Genomic DNA, 16671 nt, shown 5'->3' with positions numbered 1-16671 from the left:
GCTAGAAATTACCTCGCCGTCGTCACTCTTGCTGCTATCGTCCTATGGATGCGGTAACTGTCCACACCACCTAGGGCTCCGATTCCGAAGTTCGTAGACCTCTGCGGCTCGCGCTCACACGAACTTCGGAAGCAAGGGTACGAGTGCGGTTTTGAATTTGAAGTCCTAGGTCGCAGCGAAAGCTGACAGGAACTTCAAATTCACTGCACCAACCAGAGCAAGATGAGGTTGGGCTGCGGCCGCGAATAAGGCGCGTCTGCTGCGTGGAAGCGTCAATCGCAAAAGCTCGCAAATGCCATATGCGATAGCGGGGGATGTTTGCGCAACTTCGGAATATTAGAAGAATACCCCTGAGTTGCCCGACGTGTCAAGTTGCATGCCGAGCGCCGGCCGCTGCGGCTACTGTGCATGGGGTTATTTTCGATATTTTGGCAGCGCCCCCTTGCGACGGCGTCATAACTCCATCTTGACCTAGCCGCCCTTCACCGCGCCGGCCGTCAGCCCGGCAACGATCTGCCGCTGCGCCAGCACGGTGAGCAGCAGCACCGGCGCGGTCACGATCAATGCGGCGGCGGCGAGCGGGCCCCAGCTCAGCTGGTCGAACGAGATCATGTTGTAGACCGCGACCGGAAGCGTGCGGGTCTCGCGCCCGGCCAGCACGATGCCGAAGACAAAGTTGTTCCAGGAGAAGATCACCGCGAGGATGAAGGCGACCGCGAGCCCGGGCCTGGCGATCGGCAGCGCGACATGGCGGAACACCTGCCAGCGCGTGGCGCCATCGATCAATGCGGCTTCTTCCAGCTCCAGCGGCGTGGTCTCGAAATAGCCGATCATGATCCAGATCACGATCGGCACCGTGACCACGAGATGGATGATGATCTGCGGCACCAGCGTGCCGAGCAGGCCGAGCCACTGGAACAGCAGGAACAGCGGGATCAGATACGACAGGCCCGGCGTGATGCGCGCGATCAGGATCACGATCGCCGATTTATGCGCGGCCATCCGCGCGATGCCGTAGCCGGCGGGCACGCCGACCAGCATCGCAAGGCCGGTGGCGCAGCCGGTGACGACAAGGCTGTTGGTGAAGTAGGTCAGGAAGCGGTTGGAAGCGAACACGTCGGCATAGTTCTTCCAGGCGATATGCTCGGGGAAGAACACCGGCGGATAGGAGGCGTTGTCGATCTCGAATTTGAGCGACAGCGAGGCCATCCAGAGGAAGAACATGATCGCCGGCGAGACGATGACGAACACCGACAACCACAGCCCGATCCGTCCGAGGATATAGCGCGGGTTCATGCCTCGCTCCCGAGCTGGGACGTCCACAGCAGGCGCTTGCGCAAGTAGAGCAGCAGCGCCGCCAGCGCCACGATCAACAGGAAGAACACCACCGCGATCGCCGAGCCGTAGCCGAGGTCGTAATAGACGAAGGCGACACTGTAGAGATAGACGTTGATGGTTTCCGATGCCGAGCCCGGTCCGCCCTGGGTGATCGCGAAGATGATGTCAAAACTCTTCACCGCGTCGATCATGCGGATCATGCCGGCGATGAACAGGAACGGCATGATCAAAGGAAGTGTGATGAAGCGGAACACCTGCCAGAAATTGGCGCCGTCGATCTGCGCGCTCTCATAGGGTTCGGTCGGGATCGCGGCGAGGCCGCCGAGCACGATCAGCATCACCAGCGGCGTCCATTGCCAGGTCTCGACCAGCACCAGCGAGGGGATCACCGTCGTCGGGTTGAACACCCAAAGCTGCGGCGGCAGCCCGACCAGCGACAGCAGATAGTTCAAGACGCCGAGCTGCGGGTGGAACATCATGGTCCACACCAGCGCGATCGCCACTGGCGTTGCCATCATCGGCATGATGAAGATGCCGCGCAGGAAGCCGCGCGCGGCGAATTTCTGGTGAAACACGACAGCGGCCAGCGTGCCGAACACCAGCGGCAGCAGCACCGACAGCGCGGTGTAGGACAGCGTGTGCCCGACCGCCTCGACAAAGCGCGGATCGGTCGGCAGCCGCAAATAGTTGGCGAGCCCGACGAAGACGGTGGGCGAGCCGACCTTCCATTCCTGCAGGCTCATCCAGATCGTGAACACCCAGGGAAAGATGATCACCGCCAGCACCACGACGAGCGCCGGGATCACGAACGGCCAGTAGGACGGCGGACGCCATTCACGCGCCGGGGCAGCGCTTTCGGTCGCTGCCGCCGACTCAGTCTGTGTCACCACGCTCACGCTTTTTCGCTACGCTCCAGGATGGGGCGGAATTGCTCGTGCGCCTTCTTCAGCTCGGTGGCGGGATCGGCGCCGGACAGCGTCGCGGTCAGCGCCGCACCGACGATGTCGCGGAATTCGGCGACCGGGATGATGACGGGCAGGCCGAGCTTGGAGATCTTGGCGGAGTCAACCACCGACTGCAGCCACTCCTTCGTCTTGACGCCCTTGGCGACCTCGGCATCGTCGACGATCGAGTTGCGGAACGGTACGCCGCCGCCGGCTTGCAGCAGGCGGGCGCCTTGTCCGCGCGAGACCACCCATTGGCACAGCAGATAGGCGGCTTCCTTGTTCTTGCTCGCCGCGGCGATGCCGACGCCGTCGCCATAGGTCGACGAGAATTTGCCCTTCGGGCCGGCGGGCACCAGCGTGTAGCCGACCTTGCCGACGACGCGCGAGGCGGCCGGATCTTCCAGCGGCGGCGCCCAGCCGTCGGCGTCGATCCACATCGCGGACCTACCTTGCGTGAAGGAGGCCATCGACTCCATCCAGTTGAAGCCGGCGACGCCGGGCGGCGCGCATTTGGTCAGCAGCCGCTGATAGAGCTTGGTCGCTTCGATCGCTTCGGGGCCATCGGTCAGGATGTTGCCCTTGGCATCGAGGAATTCGCCGCCGTAGTTCAGATAGAAGTTGGTCCACATCGCCATGTTGGCGTTGCGCAGGCCGCGGCCGACGAAGCCGTAGATGCCTTCCTTCGGATCGGTCAGCTTCTCGGCGGCGACCGCCATCTCGTCCAGCGTCTTCGGGACCTCGACGCCCTTCTTCTGGAACAACTCCTTGTTGTAGTAGAGGATGAAATAGTCGACCGACCACGGCAGCGACAGCATCTGTCCCTTGTCGTTGCGCGCATATTGCAGCCCGGCCGCCGAGAAATCGCTCTCGACGAGATCCGGCAGCGTCATGCTGGGATCCTTCAGATAGGGCGACATGTCGGCCAGCCAGCCGGCCTTCTCGAATTGCCGCTTCTGCACGTGATAGCTGAGGTGAACGACGTCGAAGCTCGGCTTGCCCGAGGACAGCTCGATCACGCATTTCTGGCGCTGCTGCTGCTCGGGGACCTGCTCCGATTCGACCTTGATGCCGGTGAGCTCGGTGAATTCCTTGATGTATTTTTGCAGATTGTCGCCGCGGGGTCCCTTGGCGAGGCTGACTTCCAGCGTGGTGCCGGAATATTTCTTCCAGTTCACCTCGGCGTAGGCCGGAAATCCGGTCAATCCAACCGCGCCTGCGGCGGCGGTGCCCGCCAGCATTTGCCGGCGCGAGATCAGGTGATGCGACATGTTTCTCTCCCTGGGACGGTTCTTGTTTGGGAGAGATACTAGAGCATGATCCGGAAAAGTGAACACCGGTTTTCCGGACGGATCGTGCATCGACCGATGCACTCACGGCATTGATGCGATCGAAGGTCGCATCAATGCTTGAGCGGCTCAATACGTCCGCCGGAGTCGACATGCGCGGCGCAGCTGCATAATGCTGCGCCGCGCATCCGCCTAAACCCGTCATCCTGAGGTGCGAGCGGAGCGAGCCTCGAAGGATGTACGGCCATCAGCCGGGCCGTCCATCCTTCGAGACGCGCTACGCGCTCCTCAGGATGACGGGAAGATGGAAACTATGCCTTGACGAAGGCGAGCAGGGTGCCGTTCGCGGCAGCCGGCGGCACGGTGATGCCGCCACTGCTCTTCACGCCGGTTGCTGCGAGCGCCTTCTCGGTCGCGGCAAGATCGGCCGCGATCACGAGGCCGGCGCCGCCGCGGTCGGACAGGCCGTCCAGCGAGACGCCGGGATAGCGCTTGCCGAGCTGATCGGTGGTCAGGAACACGAAGTCGGCGCGATCGCCGCCGGACGGCACCGCAACGGCACCGTCGGGATCGTTCCTTACGGCGACATCGATCATCTTGGACAGATGCGCGGCATCGATTGCGGGATCGGGCGAGACGATCAGCACCTGCTTGAGACGTTTTGCCCCATTGGCATGCGTCATCAACTCGGGAATCCACACTGTCTCGCGGGTCTTGTGCTGGCAGGCGAAGATCCGGACGCCGCCGGGCGCCTCCGCGGTCGGCCACTGGAAGGTGCGGAATTTCGCCGCGGAGACGGTGCCATTCGGCAGTGTCACCGGGCGCTCGAAATCGGTCGGCCCGACCGGCGGATAGCCGCGTGCGCGGATCTCCTCGGCGCAGGCGGCGGAATCCACCGCGGTGAATGCGATGCGTTCGATGCCTTCGCCGCGCTTCTCCAGGAAGGCGCGCGCCGGCGCATTGTGTTCGGTCGGCGTCAGCACGCCGAGCAATTCCATGTAGTCGGGGTCGAACATGATGGTGTAGTTGCCCGATCCCATATGCGCGCTGTGGGTGCCGCGCGGCGACACGGTGAAGCCGAGCCGCTTGTAATTCTCGGCGGCCTTGTCGAGGTCCTTGACCATGACCACGGCGTGATCGATTCCGATGACGTTCTTGAGTGCCACTTGTTGTCTTCCCGGCTGGAATAAGAGACGTTGCTTGAGCATGATCTCTTTCGGAAAACCGCTACGCACTTTTCCGGATCATGCTCTAAAGCTAACCAGAATGACCGGGCACCCGCAAGAAAGGATCATGATGAGCAGCAATGCCGTGCGCTGGCCCAATTCGCTTTGGGCCGCAGTGACGCCGTCAGGCCCTGACTGCCCCGAGCTGACCGGCGCGCAGCAGGCCGATGTCGTCATCATCGGCGGCGGATTCACGGGTCTGTCGACCGCGCTGCATCTGCGCGAGGCCAATGTCGACGTCGCGATCGTCGAGGCCGCCGAGCCGGGCTGGGGCGCCTCGGGCCGTAACAACGGCCAGGTGATCCCGACGCTGTCGCGCCCCGATCCGGATGACATCATCAAGCGGCACGGTGCAGCCGGCGAGCGCTTCGTCGCGATGCTGCGCGACAGCGCGGCCATGCTGTTCGACGTCGTCAAGCGGTACAATATCGCGGCCGAGCAGGAGCAGGCCGGCTGGGTGCAGCCGGTGCATTCGCCGGGCCGCATCAAGATCGCGGAGCGGCGGGTGCAGCAATGGTCCAAATTCGGCGCGCCGGTCGAATTGCTGTCGCGCGACCAGACCAGCGACATGCTCGGCTCGGACGCCTGGTACGGTGGCTTCTGGAACAGGACCGGCGGTCACGTCAATCCGCTGGCGCTGGCGCGCGGCCTTGCGCGCACCGTGCTCGGTCTCGGTGGACGAATCTACGCCCGTTCGCCGGCGACGAGCTTCGAGCGCCGCGGCGATCACTGGGTGGTGAAGACCGAGAAGGGCGAAATCTCCGGCCGTGCGCTGGTGGTCGCGACCAACGCCTATAGCGGCGAGTTCACCAAGTCGCTGGTGCCTGAAATCGCGACCGAGGTGATGCCTGTGCTGTCCTGGCAGATGGCGACGCAGCCGCTGTCGGACAATGTCCGCAAGACCATCATTCCCAGCCGGCAGGCGATGTCGGATACCCATGGCGAGCTGTATTTCGCGCGCTACGACGCCCGCAATCGCCTGGTCACCGGCGGCGCCGTGCTCGGCCCGGGCGACAGGACCGGACGGCTGAAGGCGCGGGTGACCGAGCGGTTGCAGCGGCTGTGGCCGCAGATCGGCGAGATCTCCTTCGATTACGTCTGGAACGGCTATGTCGGGATGACGGCGGATTTCCTGCCGCGCATGCATCGCCTCGGACCGAACGCCTATGGCTGGACCGGCTGCAACGGCCGCGCCGTCGCGCTGACGATTCCGCTCGGCCGCGAACTGGCGAAGGCAGTGCAGGGCGTGCCGGAGAGCGAGCTGGCGCTGCCGTTCACCGAGCCGGTGCAGTACATCGCGCACGGATTGCTGCGCAAGCTCGCGCCCTGGATGCTGGTGCTGTACCGGCAGCGCGATGCCCAGGAGCTGGTCAAGGGTGACCGCTTCGAGTTGCTGCGCTGGGCCGAGTATTTTCTCGCCTCGCGCCGGTCAAGGTGAGCGCGGACCAACGTTGCGCTTCGAAGAATGGGAGCCCAAACTGGTCCGGTGGAGCGCCGCGATCACGAGGATTCCGCCGTTGGCGGATCGTGGTTGTGGAAACCCCGACGCGACGCAGGCGTTATTGCCATATACCGAGTCCTGGGAGGTGGGCATGGCGAGGAAGCGCATTGGTATTCTCACGGGCGGCGGTGACGTCCCCGGCCTCAACGCGGTGATCAAGAGCGTGACATATCGCGGCAGCGAGGACGACATCGAGGTTGTCGGTCTCCGCCGCGGCTGGGAGGCCCTCACCCACCTGAACCTCGACGACCCGGCGAGCAAGTCCCACTACATCATCCCGCTGAACCGCGAAAATACGCGCGTCATCGACCGGCGCGGCGGCACCGTGTTGCACTCGAGCCGCACCAACCCATCCAAGATGAAAAAGCTACCCGATCATCTCGCGGGCCAGGACCTGCCATTCTTGGCAAGTAGCAAGGACAGTACCGCAACCGGGACATGGGACCTCACCAAGCAGGTGCTGACGAACCTCTTGGGGCTTGGTATCGAGCACCTGATCGCGATCGGCGGCGATGATACGCTGAGCTACGCGGACAAGCTGAACGGACTCGGCGTCAAGATCATCGCCATTCCGAAGACGATGGACAACGACGTCCGCAACACCGAGTATTGCATCGGATTTTCCACTGCGATCACCCGCGCCAGCGATGCCATCCAGCGACAACGCACCACGGTCGGGTCGCACGAACGGATCGGCATTTTCCGGATCTTCGGCCGCGATGCCGGATTTACCGCGCTCTACACCGCGTACGCGACCTCGATCCGATGCGCCATACCCGAATTCAAGGTCAATCTCGATAAGCTGATCCAGTTGCTGATTGAGGACAAGCGCGGCAACCCGAGCAATTATGCGCTGATCGTCCTCAGCGAGGGTGCCGAGTGGGAAGGTTACAAGGTGCAGGAATACGGCGAGCCTGACGCCTATGGTCACCGCAAGAAGGCCAGCGTGGCCGAAGCGCTTGCCGACGAGATCAAGCGTCGGGCGGGCGAGGAGACCATCGTTTCCGACCTCACCTACGATCTACGATCGGGTGACCCCGACTTCATCGACAAGCTTGTCGCTCTGACGTTCGGCAACATGGCCTACGATGCCATCCTGGAAGGCAAGTCCGGCCTAATGTCGGCGCTGGTCGATGGCCGCTACGACCTCGTGCCCATCCCCGACGCCAGGCTTGGGCCGCGCAAACTGGACGTCGCCAGCACATACAACACGACGCGCTACCGGCCGAGCTATGGCAACAAGCGGGGATTGCCGATTTTTCTCACCCGCGCTTCATAGCGCGGGAGGTGGTAACCCTGTCGAGCATGACTGACTATTCCGAATGCGCCGTTGGCGCGTATCGACACCCGCCGGCAGAGGAGCCATAATTCTGCGTGGATCCTACCCAGGGAACCTATCGCACCACACAACGTTCTTTTCGCGAATGAGCAGCGCCGTCGCCCCCGGCGTAGCGAGCGCCGAGGCGAAGGCGCTGAGCTGCGGTCGGAGGGATGCTCATGAGACTCACCATTTCGGTCATCAAGGCTGACATTGGCTCCGTTGGGGGCCATACGAAGCCATCTGCACGCATGATGGTGGCTGTCGAGGGGGAGGTCGCGAAAGCGGTCGACAATGGTCTCCTTATCGACGGTTTCGTCCGCCACACTGGCGACGACATCGCGATCATCATGACGCACACACGGGGCGAGGGGAGCTCCGAGGTCCATCAATTCGCCTGGAAGACGTTTCTTGCGGCCACTGCGGTTGCGAAAACCTCCGGGCTCTACGGCGCCGGCCAGGATCTCCTCGTCGACGCCCCTTCCGGAAACGTTCGCGGCGCCGGCCCGGCCGTCGCCGAGCTCAGCTTCGACCACAGCCTCTCGGGCGCGAGACCCGCGGAGTCCTTCATGGTGTTTGCCGCCGACAAGTGCGGCCCCGGCGCCTACAACCTGCCGCTCTATCTGGCCTTTGCCGATCCCATGTATTGCGCCGGGCTGATGCTGCCCCCGATGATCAAGGGCTTCCGTTTCCATATCATCGACATGGATAACACGGCCGGCGACAGCGTGATCGAACTCGATGCGCCGGCGGACGGTTACCACATTGCCGCGCTGCTTCGCGATAACGAACGTTTCGGCATCGATCGTATCGTCTCGAAAACCTATGGTGAGGTCGCCGTCGCCATTTCGGCGCAGCGCCTTCACTCCATCGCAGGCAAGTACACCGGCAAGGATGATCCGGTCGCGATCGTCAGGAACCAGGGAATCTTCGCGGCGCCTGAAGAAATCATCTCGCCATTCGCCAAGGCACACTTCGTTGGCGGCGATGCGCGCGGCTCGCATGTGATGCCGCTGATGCCTGTGCCACTCAACACGCCGGTGACGGGGATGTACTGCCTGCCGATCGTTTCCTGCGTCGGCTTCTCGATCGACAGGGACGGAAAGTTTTCGGAGTCCTATACCGACTTCTTTGACAACCTTGCGTGGGACGAGGTCCGCCAGCGCGCCCAGCGCAAGGCGATCGAGATGCGCAGCCAAGGCTGGTCTGGTGCCGCGATGCTGCCCTATTCCGAGCTGGAATATGGCGGCTTCCGCGACACGGTGTCCGGACTGCTGAAGCGCTTCCGGCTGCGCGAGGAGCGCGCGCCGGAAGCGGCCGAGTAGAGAGCTCCCGCGGACCGCGCGTACCCGGCTATACGGCGGCCGTGTCGTGCTCGCGCGCGAACGCTCCGCCGGGAATCGCGGACAGCAGCGCCTGCGTATAAGGATGCTGCGGCTTGCCGAACACCTCGGCAGTCAACCCTTGCTCGACCACAGCGCCATCCTTCATCACCGCGACGAGATCGCAGATCTGCGCGGCGACGCGCAGATCGTGGGTGATGAAGATGATGGAGAGGCCGAGCTGCTGGCGCAGCCCGGCGAGCAGCTTTAGTACCTGCGCCTGCACCGAGACGTCGAGCGCCGAGACCGGTTCGTCGGCGACCAGCACGTCCGGCTTCAGCGCCAGCGCCCGCGCCAGCCCGATGCGTTGGCGCTGGCCGCCCGAGAATTCGTGCGGGTAGCGGTCGCCGGCGGACGGGTCGAGGCCGACCAGCTCGAACAGCTTTCGCGCTTCCGCAATCGCGGTGGCGCGGTCGGTGCCGTGCACGATCGGTCCCTGCGCCACCAGCTCGGCCGCCTTGCGGCGCGGATTGAGCGAGGCGAAGGGATCCTGGAACACCATCTGGATGTGGCGGGTCTCGCGCCTGATCTCGTCGCGGTTAAGCTTCGCCCAATCCTTGCCGTCGAGCACGATCGAGCCGGTGTCGGGATCGATCAGCCGGACGATGCAGCGCGCCAGCGTCGATTTGCCGGATCCGGACTCGCCGACGATGCCGAGCGTCGCGCCGCGCGGCAGGCGCAGCGAGACGTTCTTGACGGCCTCCGTGATCCGCGCGCCGCGGCCGAGGAAGCCGCCGGTGCGGTAGGTCTTGGAGACGTCGTCGATGGTCAGGATGTCCTTGCCGGAAAGGATGCGCGGCGGCGGCGCGGTCAGCGGCGGGACCGCTGAGATCAGCTGCCTGGTGTAGGCATGCTGCGGATCGTTCAGCACCTTGTCGGCTGTGCCGTGTTCGACGATCGCGCCGTGCTGCATCACCACGACGCGATCGGCGATCTCGGCGACCACGCCGAAATCATGGGTAATGAACAGCACCGCGGTCTTCTTGCGCTGCTGCAAGTCCCGGATCAGCTTCAGGATCTGCGCCTGCGTCGTGACGTCGAGTGCGGTGGTGGGCTCGTCCGCGATCAGGAGCTTGGGGTCGAGCGCGAGGGCCATCGCGATCATGGCGCGCTGGCGCTGGCCGCCGGAGAGCTCGTGCGGATAGGCCTTTGCGGCAGCCCTGGGATCGGGGATGCGGACGTCCTCGAGCAGTGCCAGCACCCGCGCATTGATCTCGGACTTCGACAGGCCGGTGTGGATCGCAAACATCTCGCCGATCTGGTCGCCGATGGTGCGCAGCGGGTTGAGCGCCGTCATCGGCTCCTGGAAGATCATCGCGATGCCGGCGCCGCGCACGTCGCGCATCGCGGCCGGATCGGCGGCGCAGAGGTCGCGGCCGTCGAACATCATCCGGCCCTGTTCGATCGTCACCTCGTTCGGCAGCAGGCGCATGATGGCGTTCGCCATCATCGACTTGCCGGAGCCGGATTCGCCGACGACGCAGAGGATCTCGTTCGACGCGACAGACAACGAGACATCGGACAGCGCATGCGGCCGGTCGGCGCCCTTGGGCAGGCGCACCGTCAAGCCGTCGAGCGAAAGGACCGTTTCGCTCATCGGCTCTTCAGCCTCGGATTGAGCGCATCGTTGAGGCCCTGGCCGACCAGTGACACCGCGAGCACGGTGACGAGGATCGCAATCCCGGGGATCGCCGAGACGTACCATTGCACGCGGAGCACGTCGCGGCCGAGCCCGATCAGGTTGCCCCAGGAGGCGACGTTGGGATCGGACAGCCTCAGGAACGCGAGCGCGCTCTCCAGCAGGATCGCGACCGCCATCACCACGCTGGCGTATACGATGACAGGCGGCAGCGCGTTGGGCAGGATCTCGCCGAGGATCAGCTGGACATCCTTCATGCCGAGGGTCCTGCCGGCCTGCACGAATTCGCGGTTGCGCAGCGACAGGAACTCGGCGCGGGTCAGCCGCGCCGGCGCCGGCCACGACACCACCCCGACCGCGATGGTCACCGTGGTCAGGGTCGAGCCGAACACCGCGACCAAGACCAGCAGCAGCACGAAGTTCGGCAGGGTCTGGAACGCTTCGGTGATCCGCATCAGCACATTGTCGACCCAGCCGCCGTAATAGCCGGCGAAGGCGCCGACCAGGATGCCGATCAGGATCGCGATCACGGTGGCGACGCCGCCGATCAGCAGCGAAATCCGCGCGCCGTAGAAAATCTGCGCGGCGATGTCGCGTCCGGAATTGTCGGTGCCGAGCAGGAAGCGCGGATTGGAGAACGGCCAGATCAGCGGCCGGCCCGCCAGCGCGAGCGGATCGCGCGGATAGAGGAAGCCGGCGCTGACAGCCATGCCGATCACCAGCAGCAGCAGGATCAGGCCGATCACCGCGGCGGGGCTCCGGAAATAGCGTTTCACCGCGTCCATCGTCAGCCCTCCGCCGCGATGCGCGGATCGAGCCGCGCGTAGAGCAGGTCGACGACGAAGTTCACGATAATGACCAGCAGCGCCGACACGAACACGATGCCGAGCAGGGTGTTGAGGTCGCGCTGCACCACCGACTCATAAGCGAGGCGGCCGAGGCCGGGCAGCGAGAACACGCTCTCGACCACGACCGAGCCGCCGAGCATGGTGCCGGCCTGCAATCCGATCAGCGTCACCATCGGCAGCAGCGCGTTGCGCAGCACATGGCGGGTGATGACGTGGGTCTCGTCCAGCCCCTTGGCGCGGGCGGTGCGGACGAAATCGAGGTTGAGCACCTCCAGCATCGAGGCGCGCATGATGCGCAGATAAATCGCAAGGAAGATCAGCCCGAGCGTCAGCGTCGGCAGCACCAGGTGCGCGGCGATATCGAGCACGTGCCAGAACCCGGTCTGCACGGTGCCGATGTCCTCGAAGCCGCCGGGCGGCAGCCATTGCAGATAGACCGAGAACACCACGATCGCCATCAGCCCGAACCAGAACGATGGCGTGGCGTAGAAGATCAGGCCAAGCGTCGAGATCAGCGTGTCCGGCCAGCGATTGACGCCACGCGATGCGATCACGCCGAACACCAGGCCAAAGAAGAACGCGAACGACAGCGATGCGGTCATCAGCAGGATGGTCGGCGGCAGCCGTTCCAGGATCACGGTCGCCACCGGCTTGCCGTAGATCGAGGAGAAGCCGAGATCGAGCCGCACCAGGTGCCAGAGATAGTTGCCGAGCTGCGCCGGAACCGAGAGGTCGAGCCCGTAGAATTTGCGCAGCGCCTCGGCGGTCGCGGCATCGCCGCCGCCCATCTGTGCCATCAGCGCATCGACGGTGTCGCCCGGCGCGAGCTGCAGCAGCAGGAACACGCCGATCAGGATCAGGAACAGGGTCGGAATCGAGGCGGCAAGCCGCCGCCCCGCAAGGCTCAGGATACGCATACGTTATCTATAGCGTTTTCGAACGAAGTGGACACCCGCCTCTCTTACCTCGCTCCGCCTGCGGGGAGAGGCATAGGCCGCCTATGGCGGCCGTCCTCAAGAACGCCGAAGCGAAGCTTCGGCTATGTCGCATGCAGCGGAGCGAAATGCGATCCGGGTGAGGGGGTACAGGTCCAACGATGCAGCAACACGGCGGAGAGAGCCCCTCACCCCAACCCTCTCCCCGCAAGAGCGGGGAGAGGGAGAAGCGGCCGCATCATGCCGAAAGCCAAAGATCATGCCAGCTCGCCGAACCCCAGCGCGGGGTGTTGGAGTGGTTGCGCGCCTTGGCCGTGATCACGGTGACGAAGATCTGCTCGATCGGCATCCAGACCGGCAGCTCGGTGTTCACCTCCTTGACGAAATCGGCATAGAGCGCCTTGCGCTTGACCGGATCGACTTCGGTCGCAGCGTTGTCGATGGTGGCATCGACGGTCTTGTCCTCCCAGCCCCATTGGTTGGTCCAGGGCGCGCCCTTGGGCTGGCCGGAGCGGTACCACACCGTGGTCGAGACCGCCGGGTCGTTGCGATACTGGTGCCAGCCGGTGGCGAGGTCGAAGGCGTGGTCGTCATAGACCTGCTTGAGGAAGCCGCCGCCATCGTTGCGCACGATGTCGACCTGAATGCCGACTTCGCCCAGCGACTGCTGGATGAAGGTCGACCACAGCGAGATGTCCTCGCCCCACGGCGCCGGCAAGAGCCTCAGCGCGAAGCGGTTGCCCCCGGTGGCCTTGAAGCCGGCCTCGTCGAGCAGCGCGATCGCTTTGGCCTTGTCGTAGGGATATTGCGGCGTGTTCGGGCCGGGATAGAAGTCGGTCGAGGTCGACGGGATCGGGCCGGTGCCGAGCTTGGCGAAGTCGCCGAGGAAATTCTCGATGAAGAACGGAACGTTGATCGCATGCGCGATGGCGCGGCGGACGCGGATGTCCGACAGTTCCTTGCGGCGGAAGTTGAACTCGATGGTGTTGGTGCGGGCGTTGCCCTCATTGCCCTTGGTCTGGACGATGAAGCGCTTGTCCTTGCCGAGCCGGGCCATGTCCGAGATGGTCAGCCCCGAGAACGGGCTGTAGTGCAGCTCGCCGGCCTCCATCTGGGCGGCCGCGGCGGCGCGGTCGGTGATCACCTTCCAGACGATGCGGTCGAGATAGGGCGCGTTCGGCCGCCAGTAATCCGGGTTGCGGTCGGCGATGATGTATTGCCCGCGCTCATATTTGACGAACTTGAACGGGCCGGTGCCGACCGGCGCCAGATTGGTCGGGTTCTGCCTGATGTCGCCGCTCTCATAGAGATGTTTTGCCGAGACATAACCGAGATCGGGCAGGGCCCGCAGCAACAGGTTCAGCGGCATCGGCCGCTCGTAGCGGAAGACCGCGGTCAGCGGATCGGGCGTATCGACCGCTGTGAGGAACAGCTGCAGCGTCGATCCGTAGTTGAGGATCTTCTTCCACATGTTCATCGCGGTGAAGGCGACGTCCTCCGAGGTGAACGGCTTGCCGTCGTGCCAGGTGATGCCCTTGCGCAGCTTGAAGGTGACGGTCTTGCCGTCCGGCGTCGCCTCCCAGCTCTCGGCGAGCACGCCGACCGGCTGGCCGTTGGCATCGAGGTCGACCAGATTCTCCTGGATCTTGCCGCCGATGATGTAGACGCCGGTCGAGGCCTGGATGCTCGGGTTGAGCTGGCGCTGCTCGGCGCCGTAATGGACGTTGAACACGCCGCCCTTGCGCGGGGTCTCCTGCGCGAAGGCCCGCATCGGATTGATGACATTGGCTGCAATCGCGGCCGAGGTCAGAAGGGCCGTGCGGCGGTTGATCTCGAGGCGGCTCAAATCCATACGCGGGTCTCCAGCACTTACATAAAGGCTTGCATCGGGCGCCAGCCGATCGGCGTGGCGCCCCTTCGCCGATGTTACCTTGGAAAGGGAACCCAAGTCATTTTCTAATGCCTCGCCCTTTTGGAGGATCGTTTCCGAAACCTGAAGTGGCGCGCCGCAGCGCCTCGCAACCCGAATTGTGCGCGGCGTTGTCGCGCCTCGGCGGCGCGAGATGTGCAAAGTGATTCTCTCAAGGGGGCCGTTTCGGGAGCCCCGAAGCCGCGCAAACCCTGTAATTTTAGGGGTCGGAAGTGCCTTGACTGGAAAAAACACTGGAAAAATCCCTGATTCGGGGGCTGTCCACAGCGATATTGCTGTGGGGAGTGCAGAAAACACTGTTTTTCTCGGCGTTTTCCGCCATATCGTGCCCACTCCAGAATCAATGGAGCAACCATGGCTACCCAACTGTCGAAGTCGCAAGTGATCGAGAAGATCGCGACCACCACCGAACTCTCCAAGCGCGACGTCAAGAACGTTTTGGACTCGCTCGTCGATGTCGGCCACAAGGAGCTGAAGAAGAACGGGGTGTTCCTCGTCCCTGGCTTCGCGAAGTTCGTTGTGGTCAAGAAGCCTGCGACCAAGGCGCGCAAGGGCACCAACCCCTTCACCGGCGAAGAGATGATGTTCAAGGCCAAGCCGGCCCGGAAGATCGTCCGCGCACGGCCGGTCAAGGCCGCCAAGGACGCGGTTTAAGATGAGAGGCCTCCGGTGACGGAGGCCTTTTGCTTTTGGGCCGTTAGCCAGCCGCAGTAGGTTGCCTGCCCGCGAGAGTGTTCGAGCGAAATGGACACCGGCTCGCATGTGGAAACGCGCCGAAGCAAGCATCCGGAGCTCCGGTCCTGGTCAAGCCAGGATCGGAGTTCTAGACTACCGGCGATCGGCCGCCATCGACATTGATGGCGGTGCCGGTGATGTAGGAGCCTTGCTCCGAGGCCAGGAAGCAGGCCAGGTTGGCGAATTCCTCCGCCGTGCCGATGCGGCCGAGCGGCGTGCCCTTGGCCAGGCCCTTGGCGAATTCCTCGAAATCCGTGTTCGGCGCCTGGGCAGCATGCCGCTTGACCCATTGATCGCTCATGATCAGGCCGACCAGCAGCGCATTCACCAGGATGTTGTGCTCGCCGCCCTCATTGGCCATCACCTTGGTCAACGCCATGCCGGCGGCACGCGACACCGAGGTCGGCGCGGAATTGCCGGCCGGCGCCTTGGCGAAGGTGTTGAGCACGTTGATGATGCGGCCCCATTTGCGCTGCTTCATGCCGCCCCAGACCAGCCGGCTGAAGCGGATCGCGGCGAACAGCTTGAGGTCGAGGTCCTCCTGCCAGGCCTCGTCGCTGATGCTCTCGAAGGCCAGCGTGCGCGCCGTGCCGGCGTTGTTGACCAGCACATCGATCCCGCCGAGATCGGCGACGATCCGGTCATGGGCCTTGGCGATGTCGGCGGCCTTCGCGACGTCGCAGACGTAATCCCGCACCACGAGGCCGTCCTTGGCCAGCGCCTCGCGCGCTGCGGTGAGGTCGGCGGCGCCGCGAGCGAGGATCGCGACTTTGGCGCCGGATTCCGCAAACCGCCGCGCCACCGCGATCCCGATGCCCTTGCTGCCGCCGGTGACCACCGCGACGCGGTCTTTCATCGATAGGTTCATTGTTGTTCTCTCCGATGGATCAAGGTCCCGGAGAGACGCTATCAAACCGACAGCGCGACCAACAAGGTCATGCAAAGCAGGTGTGCCGTGACAATCAGTGCGAGATGGAGCGGGCCGGACATCGGAGGTCTCCATGTTGGGTGTGCGTCTGACACGTCGTCAGGTGAGCACGCCGCCTGTCTCCCTCCCCCTGAAAGGGGGAGGGCGGGGTGGGGGCTGCTCTCCGCGAGCGCTGGTATTCGCGGAGAGCCGATCCCCACCCGGTTTGCTGCGCAAACCGACCTCCCCTTTTCAAGGGGAGGTGGAGTACCCCGCCTAGTTCAAGCTCGCGCTTGCCGTGAAGCTACGGTCGACCGCCTTGCCGACGTCGAGCGTCTTGCCGAGGATACCGTAGCGGGTTGCGCGGTCGGAGGCAGCCTGCACCTCCTTCACCACGGCCTCGTCGATCGCGATCGGGCTCGTCTTCTGCGCGGTGTAGGCGGCGAGCAGCACGTCTTCCGGCAGCTTGGTGAGCTCGGCGGTGCTCCTGGCATATTCCGCGAGATGGTCGAGCGACCACAGCCGTGCCTTGTTGAGCCGCTGCACCAGGTCCTGCACCGCGGCGCGTTTGGTCGCGATCGCGTTGTCGGAGGCGACGATGAAGGTGATGGTCGGCGTCAGGCCCTCGCCATCGGCAACGACGCGCGCCTTGTCCTTCAGCGTCGCGTAGGAGATATAG

Annotated in this window: 13 protein-coding genes and 1 pseudogene; 4 read left to right on the top strand and 10 right to left on the bottom strand. The window is 64.2% G+C overall.

Annotation, left to right across the window (positions count from 1 at the left end; genetic code table 11):
- Window positions 1-471 precede the first annotated feature (471 nt).
- The 4 genes from QMZ05_RS36610 to QMZ05_RS36595 all read right to left on the bottom strand — a co-directional run bounded on the left by QMZ05_RS36610 (window position 472) and on the right by QMZ05_RS36595 (window position 4737).
- Window positions 472-1296: a carbohydrate ABC transporter permease gene (locus QMZ05_RS36610; RefSeq protein WP_353705169.1), complete on the bottom strand. Its 825-nt coding sequence runs from the start codon at window positions 1294-1296 to the stop codon at window positions 472-474.
- A complete protein-coding gene (locus QMZ05_RS36605) occupies window positions 1293-2234 on the bottom strand; it encodes a sugar ABC transporter permease (protein ID WP_353705168.1) in 942 nt (313 codons plus the stop codon). The genes QMZ05_RS36610 and QMZ05_RS36605 overlap by 4 nt, the downstream gene beginning before the upstream one ends.
- The gene (locus tag QMZ05_RS36600; RefSeq protein WP_353705167.1) at window positions 2231-3553 is read right to left on the bottom strand and encodes a sugar ABC transporter substrate-binding protein; all 1323 of its coding nucleotides are present in this window, start codon (window positions 3551-3553) and stop codon (window positions 2231-2233) included. Before QMZ05_RS36600 ends, QMZ05_RS36605 begins: the two co-directional genes overlap by 4 nt.
- Before the next feature lie 329 nt (window positions 3554-3882).
- Window positions 3883-4737, bottom strand: a complete 855-nt coding sequence (locus QMZ05_RS36595) for a VOC family protein (protein WP_353705166.1) — start codon at window positions 4735-4737, stop codon at window positions 3883-3885.
- Between the two features lie 130 nt (window positions 4738-4867).
- Here QMZ05_RS36595 and QMZ05_RS36590 point away from each other — a divergent pair, with 130 nt between their 5' ends.
- The 3 genes from QMZ05_RS36590 (at window position 4868) to QMZ05_RS36580 (ending at window position 8941) form a co-directional block, all read left to right on the top strand.
- Window positions 4868-6235: an FAD-dependent oxidoreductase gene (locus tag QMZ05_RS36590; protein ID WP_353705171.1), complete on the top strand. Its 1368-nt coding sequence runs from the start codon at window positions 4868-4870 to the stop codon at window positions 6233-6235.
- Window positions 6236-6389: 154 nt separating this feature from the next.
- Entirely contained in the window at window positions 6390-7577 is a 1188-nt protein-coding gene (locus QMZ05_RS36585) for a 6-phosphofructokinase (RefSeq protein ID WP_353705170.1), read from the top strand.
- Between the two features lie 218 nt (window positions 7578-7795).
- On the top strand, window positions 7796-8941 hold the full coding sequence (locus tag QMZ05_RS36580; protein ID WP_353705165.1) for a fructose 1,6-bisphosphatase: 1146 nt from the start codon (window positions 7796-7798) through the stop codon (window positions 8939-8941).
- A gap of 28 nt (window positions 8942-8969) precedes the next feature.
- Here the strand turns inward: QMZ05_RS36580 and QMZ05_RS36575 are convergent, their stop codons facing one another.
- The 4 genes from QMZ05_RS36575 to QMZ05_RS36560 form a co-directional block, all read right to left on the bottom strand.
- Window positions 8970-10595, bottom strand: coding sequence for an ABC transporter ATP-binding protein (locus tag QMZ05_RS36575; RefSeq protein ID WP_353705164.1), 1626 nt, complete (start codon window positions 10593-10595; stop codon window positions 8970-8972).
- Window positions 10592-11422 carry an ABC transporter permease gene (locus QMZ05_RS36570; RefSeq protein ID WP_353705163.1) on the bottom strand — a complete coding sequence of 277 codons (831 nt, stop codon included), beginning with the start codon at window positions 11420-11422 and terminating at the stop codon, window positions 10592-10594. The genes QMZ05_RS36575 and QMZ05_RS36570 overlap by 4 nt, the downstream gene beginning before the upstream one ends.
- A gap of 2 nt (window positions 11423-11424) precedes the next feature.
- Entirely contained in the window at window positions 11425-12402 is a 978-nt protein-coding gene (locus QMZ05_RS36565) for an ABC transporter permease (RefSeq protein ID WP_353705162.1), read from the bottom strand.
- Between the two features lie 256 nt (window positions 12403-12658).
- Window positions 12659-14272 carry an ABC transporter substrate-binding protein gene (locus QMZ05_RS36560; protein WP_353705161.1) on the bottom strand — a complete coding sequence of 538 codons (1614 nt, stop codon included), beginning with the start codon at window positions 14270-14272 and terminating at the stop codon, window positions 12659-12661.
- Window positions 14273-14704: 432 nt separating this feature from the next.
- Between QMZ05_RS36560 and QMZ05_RS36555 the strand changes: the two genes are divergently transcribed.
- Window positions 14705-15004, top strand: a complete 300-nt coding sequence (locus tag QMZ05_RS36555; RefSeq protein WP_016843119.1) for an HU family DNA-binding protein — start codon at window positions 14705-14707, stop codon at window positions 15002-15004.
- A 169-nt stretch (window positions 15005-15173) separates the two neighbouring features.
- Here QMZ05_RS36555 and QMZ05_RS36550 read toward each other — a convergent pair whose 3' ends face one another.
- Window positions 15174-15941, bottom strand: coding sequence for an SDR family oxidoreductase (locus tag QMZ05_RS36550; RefSeq protein ID WP_353705160.1), 768 nt, complete (start codon window positions 15939-15941; stop codon window positions 15174-15176).
- A 327-nt stretch (window positions 15942-16268) separates the two neighbouring features.
- A pseudogene (locus tag QMZ05_RS36545) lies at window positions 16269-16671 on the bottom strand (aliphatic sulfonates ABC transporter substrate-binding protein); the annotation flags it as partial.

It is taken from the genome of Bradyrhizobium sp. INPA03-11B (genome assembly GCF_040446015.1).
GTDB classification, from domain to species: domain Bacteria; phylum Pseudomonadota; class Alphaproteobacteria; order Rhizobiales; family Xanthobacteraceae; genus Bradyrhizobium; species Bradyrhizobium macuxiense_A.
This window is presented reverse-complemented; position numbering and strand designations above follow the sequence as displayed.